Genomic DNA, 14,556 nt, shown 5'->3' with positions numbered 1-14,556 from the left:
TACATAAACGAGATGGAGTCCGAGAGGAGCATGTTGATCTGTCGCTCCCGGGTTGAGGCCCGCGAGTACGGGATTGCGACGAGCGTCCCGAAGCCGGCGACAAAACCGATCGATCCTGCGACAAGACCGACGATGCCGATGGCAGCGGGGACCTTCAACTGCTCGATGGCCGCGACAACCGTCGGGTTCGAGATGCGGGCTCCGGTCGAAAACAGGTCCGGCGAGAGCACGCCGAAGGCGAAAAGACTGTACCCGAGGAGTGTCCCCGCAACCCACAGCGTGAGGCCCAAAAGGACGCCAACCGCGAGCGCACGGGAGAGGTAGAGTTCGACCGTCGTCGCCATCCGCGCCTGCACCAGTTTCGTCTCGATATCGTCGACGAAGTCGCCGTCGTCGTCGAACAACAACTGGTAGAGGGGGTAGAACAGATCACCGAGGCTGTCCACGCTGCGGTCCAGTCCTCGCCCGGTATCGAGGCTCATCTCAGTCCTCTCCCTCCTCGGTCACGTCGCCGAAGCCCCAGTCGTCGATGTCCGTTCCAGGGTCCTCGTCATCGGTCGCTCCGTCGTCGGTCGATTCCTCGCCGTGTTCCGGCTCGTCACCGTCCGTTACTCCGTTGGTTCCGTCAGTATCGGCCACTCCGTCATTTTCATCGCCGTTGGCCGCTCGGTCGTTTTCGTCACTCCCGGCCACCTCGTCGTTTTCGTCACCGTCATCGTCAAACACCGACGGGTCGGTATTGGTATCGGTATCGGTATCGGCTTCAAACGAGATGTCGAACCCGTTGTCCCGCGGGTCGGTGGCGTCGGTGTCGGACGGGTCGTTCGGGTCGTCCGACTCGAACGCCGGCGCTTCGTCCGCGTCGTCGAAGGTGATGCCGAACTCGTTGTCCCGCGGGTCGGTGGCGTCGGTATCGGTTGCGGTGCCGGTAGCATCGTCGGCCTCCGGATCGGCCGACAGGGCGTCGAGGTCAGCGAGCGACTCGGCGTCTGCGTCCGCGCCGACGTTGACCTCGCCCCCGTCCACCGGTCCGTCGAACGTCGGCGTCGGGTCGGGTGTCACGTCGGGCGCGGGATCGACATCCAGCAACGCCGAGTCGACGCCGCCGAAGTCCTCGCCGCGGTACGCCTCGAACAGGTCCGTCTCTGCCCGGTCGAGGATGTCCGCACACAGGTCAAGCGCCGCCTCGCTCGGGTCCGGCCGGGGAACCATCGCCTCTTTTTCAGGGTCGATGTCGATCAGAACCGACTCCATCTCACGGAGGTCCTCCAGACTGCGTTCGAGTTGGTCGTTTGCGATCAACGCGAGGATGGTCTCCTCGTCGTTGATGAACGCCTGGACCGTGGCGGCCACCTGCGTGTAGGTGTTGAGTCCGTTCTCGATGAGGTAGGCGAGAACGGCCTGTCGCTTGAACAGCTCCTCGTCGAGCGTCGACTGTGTCCACCCACGATCGAAGCGGATCTCTTCGAGGGTGTTCGAGTCGCTCATCCGGAGGAACTCGTCGGTCTCGGCCTGCCACTGGTAGACGTCTTGAACGTTGATCTCGTCGTTTTCGGCGTCGTAGAAGTTGATCTCGGTGAGGTTCTTGTTTCGTCGCACCTTCTGCCCCTCGACTCTGGTCTGGGTTTGGATCGACACCAGATCCAGCGCGGTGAACATCGTTTTCGAGACGTTGATCGGGTCGGTGGTGAACCGCTTGAGCACCTCGCCCACCGAGTCGGCGTGAAACGTCGTCAGGGTGGTGTGTCCGGTCGACATGACCTGAAAGAGGGTCCGACCCTCCTCGCCACGGATCTCGCCCATGACGATGTACTCGGGGCGCTGGCGGAGCGCGGCTTCCAGCAGGTCGAACTCGTCGACCTCGCCTTGCTCGTCGTCGGAGAAGGAGGGTCGCGTGACCGACGCCACCCAGTTTCGCTGGGGAAGTTCGACCTCGCGGGTGTCCTCGATGGAGACGATTTTGGAGTTCGAGGGGATGAACAGGGAGACGGCGTTCAACGAGGTGGTCTTTCCGGAGGCCGTCCCGCCGGCGAAGATGAGCGACTTGTTGTTCTCGATGGCGAGCCAGAGGTACGCCATCTCCTCCAGCGAGAACGTTTTCCAGTTGATGAGGTCGACGGGGGTAAAGGGGACGTCCTTGAACTGGCGGATGGTATAGTTGGTTCCGTGGTCGGACACCTCCTTGCCGAGGGTGAGTTGGGCACGGGAGCCGTCGGGGAGGGTGGCGTCGACCTGTGGGCGGCGCTTGCTGATGCCTTTGCCCGACCGCTGGGCGAGTTTGACCACGAAATCGTCGAGTTCGTCGTCGCCGTGGTAGACGTTGGTGATGATCTGTTCGTAGTCGCTGTGGTAGACGAAGACGGGTGAGTGGTAGCCGTCACACGAGATGTCCTCGACGTTGATGTCGTGTTTGATCGCGTCGATCCGCTCGTAGCCGATAAAGTCCCGTTTGAGATAATACAGTAGTTTCTCGACCTGGTACTCCGAGAGGACGCTCGCGTCCTCCGCGAGCACGGCAGGTTCGGGCCGTGCGTCGATGCCGTCGACCTCCTCGCTGGGTTCCGTCTCCGGGCGCCAGCCGAGCCGCGAGAGAAGGTGGCCGACGGTCCCGCCGGCGTCGTCAACACCGAGTTGGGAGGCGATAGAGTCGAGAAGGCCGGTTCCCGAGGTCCGTGAGTAGAGGTCGTAGCGGTCGAGCAGATCGTACGTCTCGTCTCTGATCACGGTTTCACGTTCGCTGAGCCCCCCGGCGACGCCGATCTCGGTGTATTTGATTGCGTTTTGCAGTTTCGCCGTCAGGAACTCGCGGAGGTCGTTCTCGATCGACGTGGTGTGGGGCTGGACGACGTAGTATTTTTTCTCGTTTTCCTTGCGCGACTGGAAGATGACGACAAAGGCGTACGGTTTGTTGACCCAGTACCGGTCGACCTCGTAGAAGTGAGTCTTCTTTTCCAGCGGGACCGTCTTTTCCAGATCGTACCGATTCGCGATGGTCGTGGTGCCAAGCGTCGTCCGGAAGAAGGCGTCCTCATCAAGGCTCTCATCGACTTCAACCGTCCGCTCGTCGACAACGTCGTCGAGTCGGGCCGCGAGGTCACCCGCCCCCGAGAACACGGCGTCCGTGCGGTCAGGGTCGAAACCGAGGTCGTCGCTCGGGTCGAACGGCACGACATCCCCGTTGTTGTCCGTCGGCGGGGTTCCGTCGGCGTCGTAGTAGTACTCACGCTTGTAGTCCTCCCACGTCCACAGACCCTTTATTACCGGCGTGTCGCCGGTCTGTGCCGTGGCGACCGCCTCGTTGAGGCGCGTGGCAGCCGCCTCGCCCGCGGCGAGCAACGCCGACAACTCCGAGGGGTCGAACGGGTCCAGACCCCGAGTTAGTGGGGTCGAACTGTCGAACTCCTCGGTGCCGGAGCCCTCGGCGTCATCGATAGCCATTGCACGGACCAGGAAGTTCGGATCTATAAATTCTGTTGGCCGATCTAGATCGATGATAATTGGAGTGGCGGCGGAGCGTGCGGTCGCCGACTAACCTCGAATGATTTTTGAAGGGGCCTTACATAATAACCGCTACGATAATCCATGACATTCAGTCGTAGGAAAATCGTCGCCGCCGCCGCCGGACTCGCCGGATCACTCGCGGGCTGTGCCGGGGGGGCCGGCGGTGGCGGTGGCGGTGGCGGTGGCGGTGGCGGTGGGGACTCGACGGAGACAACGACCAATACACCCGAACCGACCGCAACCGCGACAGCGACGCCTTCCGGACCGCCCGAGGACGCTCCGGTGTTCACGATCACCAACGAGAACAAGACGTTCGTGCCGATGGTCGCGGAGGTCGAACCGGGCACGATTGTCGAGTGGACCACCGAAAGCCTGAGCAGGCACACCGTCACGTCGATGGTGCCGTCGGGGTCCGAGGAGGGCCGGCAGGCGTGGAACCCGGACGTCGCCTCGGAGTGGGAGATGGACGAGAATGTCACCGTCGATCCGGTCAGTCACTACTTCGCCGAGCCGGGTGTCTACGAGTACAAGTGCGATTTCGACTTCGGCCACATCGGAGGCTGTGCTACGGTCGTCGTCGGCGATCAAGACTACGATCAAGAGATGCTGCCCTGCGAACCGCAGTAGCGGACGGATCGCGGTGCTGATACGCCCCGGTTTACCGTCGTCGAGAACACCCCGAAAGCACCGGTAAACGGACGGTGTGACCGGTCACGGGCGGATCATACAGGGTCTCGCTCCGGCGTAGCGCATATTAGATCCCCGCCACGACGGCTGCCACCCCGATGCCCGTGAGTGCGCCGGCCAGATTGACGACGCTGTTCCATGCGGCGAGGGCGCGGTCACCGTTCTCCCAGAGCCGAACCGTCTCGACGGAAAACGAGGAGAACGTCGTGTACGATCCGCAGGCACCGGTGCCGACGAGCGCAAGAACGTCAGCCCCCGCACCCAGAAAGGTGACGAGTCCGAGAACGAACGAGCCGACGACGTTGACCGTGACCGTCCCGTACGGGAACGGTCGATCCGGGGTGACACGGCCGACGTACCCGTTCGTGGCGTACCGCGCCACCGCGCCGACGGCCGCGCCGGCACCGATCAGGTAGGCCGGGGTCACGACTCGACACTCCCTGTGAGCGTCCGGACGGCCCTCCGCCCGACGAGAACGGCGGCAAAGCCGACGGCGTACGTTGAGACGGCGTAGCCGGCACCCACGAGCGCCGGTGACCGGACGAGTTCGAGCGCGAACGTGCTGTAGGTAGTAAACGAAGAGCAAAAGCCCGTTGCAGCGGCGTAGTACGTCTCCTCGGCGACGAAACCGGCGAGTTCGGCCTCGTACGCCAGTGCCCCTAGCATGAGACAGCCGGCGATGTTCACCGCAAACGTGCCGCCGAGGCCGGGAACGGTGAGGGAGACGACGTGACGGAGGCTCGCACCCGCGAACCCGCCGACCCCGACGAGAAAGACGATTTCGGCCGTCCGGACGCGTTCGACCGTCGGCATGTGATGGACGACGTTTCACACCGGGAGGGTATTAACACCGGTGCCTGCGGGTACAGCGGTGTCGACGGGGGACGGGTGGGGTGGTCCATCGTGACGCCGTCGGTCAGGAAACATCGAAGGCGGCCACAAGGAAGCGCCTACCGTCGTAGGTACCGCGGAAAATGTGGGGTGCCGGTCCCTGTTGGATCCGCGAGGTAGGGCCCCGGAGCGGTCCCGTCAGTTGCTCGTGTTGGGTTCCGTCTCGGCTTCGTCGTCGGCCGTCGTGGTAGTGGTTCCTGCCTCGTTTGTCGTGGACGCGGAACCGTCCCCCGACTCGGACCCTTCTTGCAACTCCTCCTCGATTTCTTCACGACCACGCCTGAACTCACCCATGGCCTGCCCGGTCGAGCGGGCCAGTTTGGGAATCTTGTTCGCCCCGAACAGTAAGACGAGGACGAAGAGGACGATGAGCAACTCCGGCCCGCCGGGCAGTCCGGGGAACAGTGGAACGATTGAATCGTACATCACTACGAGTAACTAGTCTATTCGCGATTATAGGCTTTTTGGACCGGCTGGCGGGTGAGACGGGGCCGCTTGGCGACCCGCAAGCGTCATATCGCGGTCGTCCAAGCATCGCGTATGATCGACACCGGTGACGCGGCTCCCGACTTCACCGTCCCGCTCGCGAACGGCGACGTTGAGACGTTCACCCTCTCCGAACACCTCAACGAGACACCGATCGTTCTCGCCTTCTTCCCCGCGGCCTTCACCGACACCTGCACGAGCGAGATGCGCTCCTTTCGCGACCGCATCGGGGAGTTCGAAGCTATCGGCGCAACGGTGTACGGCATCAGCGTGGATCTCCCGTACACGCTCAACGAGTTCCGGCGGCAGAACGACCTGCCTTTCGGCCTGCTCAGCGACGAGCGCCGGGAACTGATCGACGCATACGGCGTTGCGTCGTCGTTCCAGCCGACGGAGATTCGTGTCGCCAGACGGGCGGTGTTCGTCGTCGACGGCGACGGGACGGTGACCTACCGGTGGCTGGCTGAGACCCCGAAAGGAGAACCCGACTACGACGCGGTGCGGGAGGCGGCCGCCGAGACGGCCGGGACGACGACCTGACCACGGAAGGCCGGCGAGCCGGCAGGCCGGCAGGCCGGCGGGCTTTTTCGCGTCGGGGATCAACGAAATGGTATGGCCTCGGACGACAGCGGCGGGCGCAAGTACGATCCTGACGCCGCCCACGCCTTCCCCGACGGGAAACTGAACCGCATCCTCCCGACCGTTGTCGACGACCCCGAGGTACGGGCGTTTCTTTCCGCACAGAACGTCAATGCGGTCACGCGGAAAGGGTACAACGATCACGGGCCAAAACACATCGAAATCGTCCGGAACCGGGCGCTTCGGCTGTACGAACTGCTGAAGCGGGCCGACGTCTCGTTCAACGGCGCGGGGGATCACGGTCTCGACGAGGCCGACGAGGCGGTGATCGTCGCGCTGGCGGCGACGCTTCACGACGTGGGCCACGTCGTTCACCGCGACAACCACGCGTACTACTCGATTCCGCTCGCGGCCGACATGCTCGACCGCCTGCTCACGGAGTGCTACGACACGGCAGGGGTCGTGGAAATAAAAGCCGAGATACTCCACGCCATCCTGTGTCACCACACCGACGAGGACCCCCTGACCCGTGAGGCGGGTGTTATCCGTGTCGCCGACGCGCTAGATATGGAACGTGGCCGGTCGCGTATCCCATACGAGAAGGGTGGCCGGGGGATCAACACCCTCTCAAGCCAGGCCATCCGCAACGTCACGTTACGGGAAGGCGAGGACAGAGCGGTGCTCGTCGAGATCGAGATGGGCAACGCCGCCGGTGTTTACCAGGTCGACGGCTTGCTGAAGGCCAAACTCGACGAGTCTCTACTCGAGGACCACGTCCGCATCGTCGCCATCAACACGAAAGAGGAGAGCGGACTGGTCGAGCGGATCGAACTCTAATCCGACGGTGTCTCGGCGGTGACACCGTCGAGTTCGAGCGAGCCACCGAGCGTCCGGTTCGGGTACGGGAAGTTGATGCCCTCCTCGTCGAACCGTTCTTTGACCGCGGTGACGTACTCGCCACGGGTCTTGACGAAGTCGGCCCGACTCGGGTCGCCGATCCAGACCCGGGATTTGAGCACCACCGAGGAGTCGCCGAGTTCGGTCAGACGAACCGACGGCGTGGGGGTTTCGAGGATCTCGGGGTGAGCGTGGGCCTCCTCGATGATGATCTCGTTCGCTCGCTCGATGTCGTCGTCGTAGCCGATGCCGAAAGGGACCTGCAGGCGGAGTTGGCCCTTGGCGACCGGGTTCTTGATAACGTCGTTGGTGAGCTGTGAGTTGGGGACGGTCAGCAGTTCGTTGTCGAACGTCCGGACCCGGGTGACCCGGAAACTGATGTCCTCGACGATGCCGGAGTTCCCCTCCCACTCGATCCAGTCGCCGATCTTGAACGGCTTATCGGTGAAAATGAAGATGCCGGCCACGAAGTTGGAGAGCACGTTCTGCATCGCCAAGCCGATGGCGAGTGTTGCCGCCGCGGCCACCGTCGCGAGCGACTGGAGAAAGTTGCCGTAGCCCGCAAAGCCGAAGGCTACCGTGACGCCTGCGAAACCGACGATAGCCAACGCGAGTTTCCGGAGCGGGCGGCGGGCGTGAACCTCCAACCCCCGGGCGTCCATCAGCCGGTCGAGTACGGGGATGGCGAGAAGACGGCCGAGAAAGTAAACGACCAGTAGCGCGATTAAAAAGGAGATGGCAGCGCCGATCGATTCGGCGTAGGGAATCCCGTTCGCCCCGAGGAGCCGGGCGATTGCACCGCCCCCGTCGGCTTGGAGCGGTGGCGCGTTCATCGATACAGCACCGCGGTGTTGCCGCGCGTCTCGACGAGGGTCGCGTCGGTTCGCTCTGCGAGATCGGCCGCCAGTGTCTCCACGTCGGTCCCGCCACGGGCCGCCCGCAGGAACTTCACCTTCACCAGATCCCGGTCCCGCAACTGCCCGTCGAGTTCGTCGACGACGGCGTCGACGCCGGCTTTCCCGACCCAAACCGTCACGTCGAGGTCATGGGCCCGCTTTCTGAGCGCTTGCGTATCCATACCCCTCACTAAACCCGAATCGGTTTGAAAGTTTATATTAACCGTGGGTCGTGGCTCCCGGTCAGTCGTAGGGGTAGCGGGCCGTCGCGCCACAGTCACACCGGACGACGACGTGGCCGTCTGCGAGTCTGACGCGGGTGTTCCGGCCGGGCCGGCGGTAGACATCACAGGCCTCGCAGGTGAACCGCCGGAACGTCTCGGGGAGCGAGAGTCGGTTTCGCTCGGCGATCCGACGGGCCAGACGGACGTACTCGCGTGACCGATCGTCGTTGCCTTCGGCGGCCGCGGCGCGGGCGAGCGCGGCCAGCCGATCGATCCGTTCGGCGGCGATGCCCATGGGCGAACCCCGCCGCGGGGTAGCAAAGGCCTTGCGACAACGATAGGATCAAGACAACCACCACACAATCGGCCGGGCGTGCGGGTGCTGAACTATCTCGAACTCGAGGGGCGACTGGACCGGAGCGGCATCGGAACCGCGGCCGACCAGCAACGCGCCGCCCTCGCGACGACCGACGTGTCCGTGGTCACGTCGCCATGGCGGGGCGGGTCGCCACCACGGGCAGTCGTCGCCGGCCTCCGTGGCCGGGGCGCGTTCCGCCGATACGACATCGCACACTGCAACATGATCGGGCCGGGGACCGTCGCCGTCGCCCGCCACGCCAAACGGACCGGCACGCCACTCGTTCTCCACGCCCACGTCACCCGCGAGGATTTCGCCGAGAGTTTTCGGGGGTCGACCAGCCTCGCCGGCCCCCTCGGGCGGTACCTCCGGTGGTTTTACTCGCAGGCCGACCTCGTTCTTTGTCCGAGCGCGTACACGAAGCGAATCCTCGAATCCTACCCCGTGGACGCGCCGATTCGGCCGGTCACCAACGGCGTCGACACCGAGTCGCTTGAGGGCTTCGAGGCTCTCCGGGGGGAGTACCGCGGGCGGTTCGACCTCGACGGGCCCATGGTGTTCAGCGTCGGCAACGTCTTCGAGCGGAAGGGAGTCTCGACGTTCTGTCGGCTCGCCGAGGAGACCGATTACGAGTTCGTCTGGTTTGGCCCGTACGATACGGGGCCACAGGCTTCGGAGACGGTGCGACGGTGGACCTCGAACCCGCCCGAAAACGTCACCTTCACCGGCTGGGTCGACGACAAGCGCGGCGCGTTCGCGGCCGGCGATATTTATTGTTTCCCAACCAAAACGGAGAACCAAGGCATCGCGGTGTTGGAGGCGATGACCTGTGGTAAGCCGGTTGTTTTGCGGGATATCCCCGTCTTCGAGGAGTTCTACACCGACGGCCACGACTGTCTGAAATGTTCGACCCGCGCCGAGTTCCGCGACGCGCTGGACCGACTGGCGACGGACCCCGACCTACGGGAGCGACTGGGTTCGAACGCCCGCGAAACGGCGGCAAAACACTCGCTGGATCGGGTCGGCACAAAACTCGTCGCGGCATATCGGAGCGTTCGGGACACGGCGTGATCGGAGCGCGCGAAGTCACAAACGATTAACGGCTCCTTGTCGAATCGAGAGCAATGCGCTCGGTCGCCGCCTTCACCGACACGTACCTGCCGACCGTTAACGGCGTCACCTACACGGTCAAATCGTGGCGGGACCGCTGGGCGGACCGTGGCGGTCGGATGGACGTGGTCTACCCGCGGACCGACGGCTACGCCCCCCGCGCCGGCGAATACCCCGTCCGGAGCCTCCCCTTTCCGTTTTATTCGGGCTTCCGGTTGGGTACGCCGTGGGTCCCACGGCGAACCCGGGATGTCGACATCGTCCACGCTCACACGCCGTTCGGGGTCGGCCTCGCGGGGTTGTGGCTAGCCCGAACGCGAGACCGGCCGCTGGTCGCGTCGTACCACACGCCTTCTGCGGAGTACGCCGACTACGTCGCACCCGCCGCGGCGGTCGAACGCGCCATCGAGGGCGTGAGCGAGCGCTACGAGCGCTGGTTTCTCAACCACGCGGACGCCGTACTCGCACCCAGCGAGGCGGCCGCGGCCCACCTGCGAGAGGTGGTCGGCGTCTCGGCGCCCGTGACCGTCGTCCCGAACGGGATCGACACGGACCGATTCCGCCCCGTCGACACCGACGCGTTCCGGGCGCGCTACGGTCTCGGCGACCGACCACTACTCGGTTACACCGGTCGTCACGGCTACGAGAAGCGACTCGCCGACCTCATCGATGCCGCGGCGACCCTCGACGCGACGGTCGTGTTCGGCGGCGACGGCCCAGCCCGCGCCGAGTTGGAGGCACGGGCAGAGGAACGCGGGGTCGACGCCCGCTTTCTCGGCTTTCTCGACCGCGACGAACTCCCGGCGTTTTACACCACACTCGATCTCTTCGTCTTTCCGAGTCCGATCGAGACACAGGGACTCGTCGCACTGGAGGCGAACGCCTGCGGGACGCCGGTGGTCGGCGCCGACGACGGCGCACTCGCCGACACCATCGAGGACGGCGTCACCGGCTACCACTTCGAGACGGGGGATATCGACTCGCTCCGGACGTCGATACGGCGGGCACTCGACACACGGACGTCACTAGAGAACTCCTGTCTCGCACGCCGGGAGGACCACGGCGTCGGCCGGGCGGTCGACCGCATCGCCGAGGTGTACGACCGCGTCTCACAGTAACGCAGCCGCTCGTCAGTCGTCTTCGATTGCCTGTGCGATGCGTTGCAGCTGTCGGGTCGCGTCGCGGACCTCGTCGCGAAGCTGTCGGACCTCGCGAACGAGTTCCTCGTTGCCGACCGACTCCTCCTCGCCGCCGCCACCCATGCCCGGCGGACCGCCACCACCCATGCCCGGCGGACCGCCACCACCCATGCCCGGCGGACCCCCGCCGCCGCCCATCATGCCGCTCATCATCTGTGCAAAGGGATTGCCACCCTCGCCGCCGCCCATCATCTCCTCGGGGTCGGGCCGGTCACCCTCCTCGCGTTCCTCGGCGCGGCGCTCGCGGATCTCCTCGACACGCTCGCGGAACGATTTCTCTTCGCTGTCGCCATCTCCGTCGGTTTCGCCCGTGTCAGGCTCGCTCGCGTCCGGTTCTGGCTCGTCGCCGGTGTCATCGTCTGCCATGGCGTTCGATTCGGAAGCCACGCCGAAAAGGGTTGTCGTCTACCCGAACGCGCCGAGACGCGACTGGAGGCGACGGCGGGTACCACCCGTTCGGACCTCGTAGCCAACCAAATCGCGCAGGTCGACGGCGTAGGTGCCGGCACCGGCATCGAGAACGAGCAGTCGGCCCTTCGTCCCCCGGACCCGCCCCGTCGCCAGCGTCTCGGCGACCGGCCGCTCCGAGAGGTCGAGACCGTAGTCGAAATCGAACCGCTCGATCGGGTCGAAGTCGTCGAGAAGGGTCTCCCACGCTGCCTCGTCGACGGATCGGCCGAGACCGGCGCGTTTCTTAGCCACCCCGATCCGGTCCGGGATCCGCTCGGCCACTCCGGCTTCGATGTCGCGGGCGATCCGGCCGTTCTCGACGGTTCGGACGTGCGCGCCGCGGTCGGCCCCCTGTTCGCGGAGGCGGGTCTCCAATCGCCACGCCTTCGTGACGCCCACTTTGAACGTATCGGTCGCGAACGCCGCGAGGTAGACAGCGTGGTCGTCGAAACAGTCCATCTCGTCTTTGAGACAGGTACCCCTACACTTGGCACAGACCCACGTCGAGTCGTGTGCCGGGCAGTATGGGGCGTTCTCGTCGTCGCAGGGGCGGTGACCGTCGCCGGTCACGACGCCCGCACAGCGGCGGTCACCGAGTCGGTAGTCGAGGTCGGTTCCGGTGTCGAGCGAAACGTACTCGAGGTCGGCGGCGTCGTCGGACTCATCGGTCGATGCGTCGCTCAGGAGGAGACCGCAATCGCTCGCGTCGTACCCGACGATCTGCACGCTGGCACCTTCGCGGGCGGCGAGTAAAGACGTGTCTATGCGAGTTCGTCGATCAACTGCCGGGCCGCCCGGCGGACGGCGTCGTCGCTCGATTCGGGCGGCTCCCACCCGAGGCCGGCGAGTTTCTCGATCGAGAGGCGCATCCTCGGCACGTCGCCGGTCCATCCGCGGTCGCCGCCGGTGTACGCGTAGGTCGGATCGAGACTCATCTCCTCGCTCACGATGTCGGCGATGCGGGTGACCGACGTCGTCGTCCGGGAGCCGAGGTTGTACGTGTTGAGCGGCGCGTCCGCGCCGTCGACGACGTGACAGATGGCGTCGACACAGTCCTCAACGTGGAGGTAGGACTTCTCCTGTCTACCGTCGCCGAGAATGGTGAGCGTCTCGGGGTCGTCGAGGAGTTTCTCGATAAAGTCGGGGACCACGTTCCCGCGCTGGTGTGGCCCGACGATGTTGGCGAAACGGAAGACCCACGACCGGATGCCGTGGGAGTGGGCGTACGTCGACACCAGCCCCTCGTCCGCGAGTTTGCTCGCGCCGTACTCGCTGATCGGTTCGAGGGGGGCGTAATCCTCCGGTGTGGGTCTTGGAGCCTCGCCGTAGACGGTCGAGGAGGAGGTGAAGACGAACCCCGAAACATCCACCTCGGCGGCGCGTTCGAGCAGGTTGTACGTCATCTCGGTGTTCTCCTCGAACAGCCGACGGGGGTCGGCATGGTTCGTGTCGGTGTGGGCGGCGAGATGAAAGACCACCTCCGTGTCCTCGGTGACCACACGGGCGACGTCGTCGTCGTCGGTCACGTCGGCCTCAACGAGGGTCGCGCCGTCGGGGACGCGGTCCGGGTCGCCTTTCGAGCAGTCGTCGGCGACGATCACGTCGTTGTCGTCGACAAGCCGTGCCGCGAGGTGCGACCCGATGAGTCCCGCTCCTCCGGTGACGACCACCCGCCGGTCGGTGAGGTGCATGCTAATGACACGCCCGACCCGGCTCAAATGTGTTGTGATCCGGGCGACCCCGTGACACCCGACGCGTTCCGAAACCCGTTACCCCCTCGGTGTTCTTTCTCGGCGTATGCACGAGTCAACGGAGGTCGTCGTGTTGCGTCTGGGGCACCGCCCCGGCCGCGACGACCGGATGACGACACACGTCGCCCTGACGGCGCGGGCGCTCGGTGCCGACCGGGCGATTCTCGTCGGCGAGGCGACGCAGGCCCGCGAGACGGCGGCGGACATCACCGACCGCTTCGGCGGCCCGTTCGACGTGACGGTGACCGACTCGTGGCGGCCGACCCTGCGCGACTGGGACGGGACGGTCGTCCACCTCACGATGTACGGTGAACCGGTCGAGTCGGTGACGGACGATATCAGAGAGCGGTTCGCCGGCGACAACGGCGACGACGGCGACGGTGACGGCGACCCCCTGTTGCTCGTCGTCGGTGCGGGGAAGGTCGACTTCGAGGTGTACGATCACGCCGACTGGAACGTGGGTGTAACGAACCAGCCCCACTCCGAGGTGGCGGCGCTCGCGGTGTTTTTAGACCGCCTGTTTGAGGGACGGGAACTGGATAAAGAATGGGTAGACCCGGAGCTGCGGGTGATTCCGCAGGCGGCCGGAAAGTGGGTCGAAGAGGTCGACGACGGGTAGTGGATTCGTTGCGTAAGAACCCTTATGCCGCCAACAGTCTAATACTCGCGTATGGACCCCGCCGCACTCCAACTCGGTCTCCCGTTCGGGTCGCTGTTTCTCGGTCTACTCGTGTTGACACTCGCAATCGTGACCGTCTACCAGATGGTCGAAATCGTCGACGCCTACGAGAAAAAGGCGTTGACGGTGTTTGGCGAGTACCGCCGGCTGCTCGAACCGGGGATCACGTTCATCCCACCGTTCGTCTCACGGACGTACTCGTTCGACATGCGGACCCAGACCCTTGACGTGCCGCGGCAGGAGGCGATCACGCGGGACAACTCCCCGGTGACCGCCGACGCCGTCGTTTACATCAAGGTGATGGACGCAAAGAAGGCGTTTCTCGAGGTCGACGACTACAAGATGGCGGTGTCGAACCTCGCCCAGACGACACTGCGTGCGGTGCTTGGCGACATGGAACTCGACGACACGCTGAACAAGCGCAACGAGATCAACGCCCGCATCCGTGAGGAGCTCGACGAACCGACCGACGAGTGGGGTGTCCGCGTCGAGTCGGTCGAGGTCCGCGAGGTCAACCCCTCGAAGGATGTCCAACAGGCGATGGAGCAACAGACATCCGCCGAGCGCCGGCGTCGGGCGATGATCCTCGAAGCACAGGGTGAACGCCGGAGCGCCGTCGAAAGCGCCCAAGGTGAAAAACAGTCGAACATCATCCGTGCACAAGGTGAAAAACAAAGCCAGATCCTCGAAGCGCAGGGTGACGCCATCTCGACGGTGTTGCGTGCAAAGTCGGCCGAGTCGATGGGTGAACGGGCGGTTATCGACAAGGGAATGGAGACGCTCGAGCGCATCGGACAGGGCGAGTCGACGACGTTCGTGCTCCCCCAGGAACTCACGTCGCTGGTGGG

The 14,556-nt window shown here is 64.8% G+C and carries 17 protein-coding genes and 1 pseudogene; 7 read left to right on the top strand and 11 right to left on the bottom strand.

Translation table 11 applies throughout. The features are described 5' to 3' along the window. A pseudogene (locus tag Q0925_RS00230) lies at positions 1-482 on the bottom strand (flagella assembly protein j); the annotation flags it as partial. 1 nt (position 483) lies between these two features. Next, positions 484-3,438 (bottom strand): ATPase, T2SS/T4P/T4SS family, encoded by a 2,955-nt coding sequence (locus tag Q0925_RS00225; RefSeq protein ID WP_299330558.1) that lies wholly within the window; start codon positions 3,436-3,438, stop codon positions 484-486. Between the two features lie 144 nt (positions 3,439-3,582). Here Q0925_RS00225 and Q0925_RS00220 point away from each other — a divergent pair, with 144 nt between their 5' ends. Continuing rightward, positions 3,583-4,128 (top strand): cupredoxin domain-containing protein, encoded by a 546-nt coding sequence (locus Q0925_RS00220; RefSeq protein ID WP_299330556.1) that lies wholly within the window; start codon positions 3,583-3,585, stop codon positions 4,126-4,128. Between the two features lie 127 nt (positions 4,129-4,255). Here the strand turns inward: Q0925_RS00220 and crcB are convergent, their stop codons facing one another. The 3 genes from crcB to tatA all read right to left on the bottom strand — a co-directional run bounded on the left by crcB (position 4,256) and on the right by tatA (position 5,505). Further along, a complete protein-coding gene (crcB, locus tag Q0925_RS00215; protein ID WP_299330553.1) occupies positions 4,256-4,615 on the bottom strand; it encodes a fluoride efflux transporter CrcB in 360 nt (119 codons plus the stop codon). Then, the gene (locus Q0925_RS00210; RefSeq protein WP_299330552.1) at positions 4,612-5,001 is read right to left on the bottom strand and encodes a fluoride efflux transporter FluC; all 390 of its coding nucleotides are present in this window, start codon (positions 4,999-5,001) and stop codon (positions 4,612-4,614) included. Before Q0925_RS00210 ends, crcB begins: the two co-directional genes overlap by 4 nt. 216 nt (positions 5,002-5,217) lie before the next feature. Next, a complete protein-coding gene (gene tatA, locus Q0925_RS00205) occupies positions 5,218-5,505 on the bottom strand; it encodes a twin-arginine translocase TatA/TatE family subunit (RefSeq protein WP_299330549.1) in 288 nt (95 codons plus the stop codon). A 114-nt stretch (positions 5,506-5,619) separates the two neighbouring features. Here tatA and Q0925_RS00200 point away from each other — a divergent pair, with 114 nt between their 5' ends. Both Q0925_RS00200 and Q0925_RS00195 read left to right on the top strand, forming a co-directional pair. After that, positions 5,620-6,105, top strand: coding sequence for a redoxin domain-containing protein (locus Q0925_RS00200; protein ID WP_299330546.1), 486 nt, complete (start codon positions 5,620-5,622; stop codon positions 6,103-6,105). 72 nt (positions 6,106-6,177) lie between these two features. After that, positions 6,178-6,981, top strand: coding sequence for an HD domain-containing protein (locus Q0925_RS00195; RefSeq protein WP_299330543.1), 804 nt, complete (start codon positions 6,178-6,180; stop codon positions 6,979-6,981). Here Q0925_RS00195 and Q0925_RS00190 read toward each other — a convergent pair. The 3 genes from Q0925_RS00190 to Q0925_RS00180 form a co-directional block, all read right to left on the bottom strand. Further along, positions 6,978-7,874 (bottom strand): mechanosensitive ion channel family protein, encoded by an 897-nt coding sequence (locus tag Q0925_RS00190; RefSeq protein ID WP_299330541.1) that lies wholly within the window; start codon positions 7,872-7,874, stop codon positions 6,978-6,980. The two genes, Q0925_RS00195 and Q0925_RS00190, sit on opposite strands and share 4 nt — an antisense overlap. After that, on the bottom strand, positions 7,871-8,119 hold the full coding sequence (locus Q0925_RS00185) for a YhbY family RNA-binding protein (RefSeq protein ID WP_299330539.1): 249 nt from the start codon (positions 8,117-8,119) through the stop codon (positions 7,871-7,873). Before Q0925_RS00185 ends, Q0925_RS00190 begins: the two co-directional genes overlap by 4 nt. Before the next feature lie 61 nt (positions 8,120-8,180). Continuing rightward, complete coding sequence (locus Q0925_RS00180) at positions 8,181-8,456, bottom strand: ribonuclease P protein component 4 (protein ID WP_299330537.1); 276 nt, start codon at positions 8,454-8,456, stop codon at positions 8,181-8,183. A gap of 78 nt (positions 8,457-8,534) precedes the next feature. On the opposite strand from Q0925_RS00180, the gene Q0925_RS00175 reads away from it, so the two are divergent. Together Q0925_RS00175 and Q0925_RS00170 are read left to right on the top strand one after the other, a co-directional pair. Continuing rightward, positions 8,535-9,590, top strand: a complete 1,056-nt coding sequence (locus Q0925_RS00175; protein ID WP_299330536.1) for a glycosyltransferase family 4 protein — start codon at positions 8,535-8,537, stop codon at positions 9,588-9,590. Positions 9,591-9,643: 53 nt separating this feature from the next. Then, the gene (locus Q0925_RS00170; protein WP_299330533.1) at positions 9,644-10,747 is read left to right on the top strand and encodes a glycosyltransferase family 4 protein; all 1,104 of its coding nucleotides are present in this window, start codon (positions 9,644-9,646) and stop codon (positions 10,745-10,747) included. Between the two features lie 12 nt (positions 10,748-10,759). Here Q0925_RS00170 and Q0925_RS00165 read toward each other — a convergent pair whose 3' ends face one another. From Q0925_RS00165 to Q0925_RS00155, 3 genes are read right to left on the bottom strand one after another with little or no spacing between them, the layout of a single operon-like run. Further along, positions 10,760-11,194, bottom strand: a complete 435-nt coding sequence (locus tag Q0925_RS00165; RefSeq protein WP_299330530.1) for a hypothetical protein — start codon at positions 11,192-11,194, stop codon at positions 10,760-10,762. Positions 11,195-11,233: 39 nt separating this feature from the next. Continuing rightward, positions 11,234-12,004, bottom strand: coding sequence for a DUF2797 domain-containing protein (locus Q0925_RS00160; protein ID WP_414652075.1), 771 nt, complete (start codon positions 12,002-12,004; stop codon positions 11,234-11,236). A gap of 35 nt (positions 12,005-12,039) precedes the next feature. Continuing rightward, on the bottom strand, positions 12,040-12,969 hold the full coding sequence (locus tag Q0925_RS00155) for an NAD-dependent epimerase/dehydratase family protein (protein WP_349254375.1): 930 nt from the start codon (positions 12,967-12,969) through the stop codon (positions 12,040-12,042). Between the two features lie 106 nt (positions 12,970-13,075). On the opposite strand from Q0925_RS00155, the gene Q0925_RS00150 reads away from it, so the two are divergent. Together Q0925_RS00150 and Q0925_RS00145 are read left to right on the top strand one after the other, a co-directional pair. Further along, positions 13,076-13,648, top strand: coding sequence for a tRNA (cytidine(56)-2'-O)-methyltransferase (locus tag Q0925_RS00150; protein ID WP_299330528.1), 573 nt, complete (start codon positions 13,076-13,078; stop codon positions 13,646-13,648). Between the two features lie 51 nt (positions 13,649-13,699). Next, positions 13,700-14,556, top strand: an 857-nt coding sequence (locus Q0925_RS00145) for an SPFH domain-containing protein (RefSeq protein ID WP_299330526.1), incomplete at its 3' end; no start/stop codon positions are given.

The sequence above is a fragment of the Haloplanus sp. genome (genome assembly GCF_028275055.1).
Taxonomy (GTDB): Archaea; Halobacteriota; Halobacteria; order Halobacteriales; family Haloferacaceae; genus Haloplanus.
This window is presented reverse-complemented; position numbering and strand designations above follow the sequence as displayed.

Excerpts from the sequence above, each read along its gene's own strand:
- Q0925_RS00220 (WP_299330556.1), top strand. The coding sequence starts at position 3,583 with ATGACATTCAGTCGTAGGAAAATCGTCGCCGCCGCCGCCGGACTCGCC.
- Q0925_RS00190 (WP_299330541.1), bottom strand. The coding sequence starts at position 7,874 with ATGAACGCGCCACCGCTCCAAGCCGACGGGGGCGGTGCAATCGCCCGG.
- Q0925_RS00150 (WP_299330528.1), top strand. The coding sequence starts at position 13,076 with ATGCACGAGTCAACGGAGGTCGTCGTGTTGCGTCTGGGGCACCGCCCC.
- Q0925_RS00195 (WP_299330543.1), top strand. The coding sequence starts at position 6,178 with ATGGCCTCGGACGACAGCGGCGGGCGCAAGTACGATCCTGACGCCGCC.
- Q0925_RS00185 (WP_299330539.1), bottom strand. The coding sequence starts at position 8,119 with ATGGATACGCAAGCGCTCAGAAAGCGGGCCCATGACCTCGACGTGACG.
- Q0925_RS00200 (WP_299330546.1), top strand. The coding sequence starts at position 5,620 with ATGATCGACACCGGTGACGCGGCTCCCGACTTCACCGTCCCGCTCGCG.
- Q0925_RS00165 (WP_299330530.1), bottom strand. The coding sequence starts at position 11,194 with ATGGCAGACGATGACACCGGCGACGAGCCAGAACCGGACGCGAGCGAG.
- Q0925_RS00170 (WP_299330533.1), top strand. The coding sequence starts at position 9,644 with ATGCGCTCGGTCGCCGCCTTCACCGACACGTACCTGCCGACCGTTAAC.
- Q0925_RS00155 (WP_349254375.1), bottom strand. The coding sequence starts at position 12,969 with ATGCACCTCACCGACCGGCGGGTGGTCGTCACCGGAGGAGCGGGACTC.
- tatA (WP_299330549.1), bottom strand. The coding sequence starts at position 5,505 with ATGTACGATTCAATCGTTCCACTGTTCCCCGGACTGCCCGGCGGGCCG.
- Q0925_RS00180 (WP_299330537.1), bottom strand. The coding sequence starts at position 8,456 with ATGGGCATCGCCGCCGAACGGATCGATCGGCTGGCCGCGCTCGCCCGC.
- Q0925_RS00210 (WP_299330552.1), bottom strand. The coding sequence starts at position 5,001 with ATGCCGACGGTCGAACGCGTCCGGACGGCCGAAATCGTCTTTCTCGTC.
- Q0925_RS00225 (WP_299330558.1), bottom strand. The coding sequence starts at position 3,438 with ATGGCTATCGATGACGCCGAGGGCTCCGGCACCGAGGAGTTCGACAGT.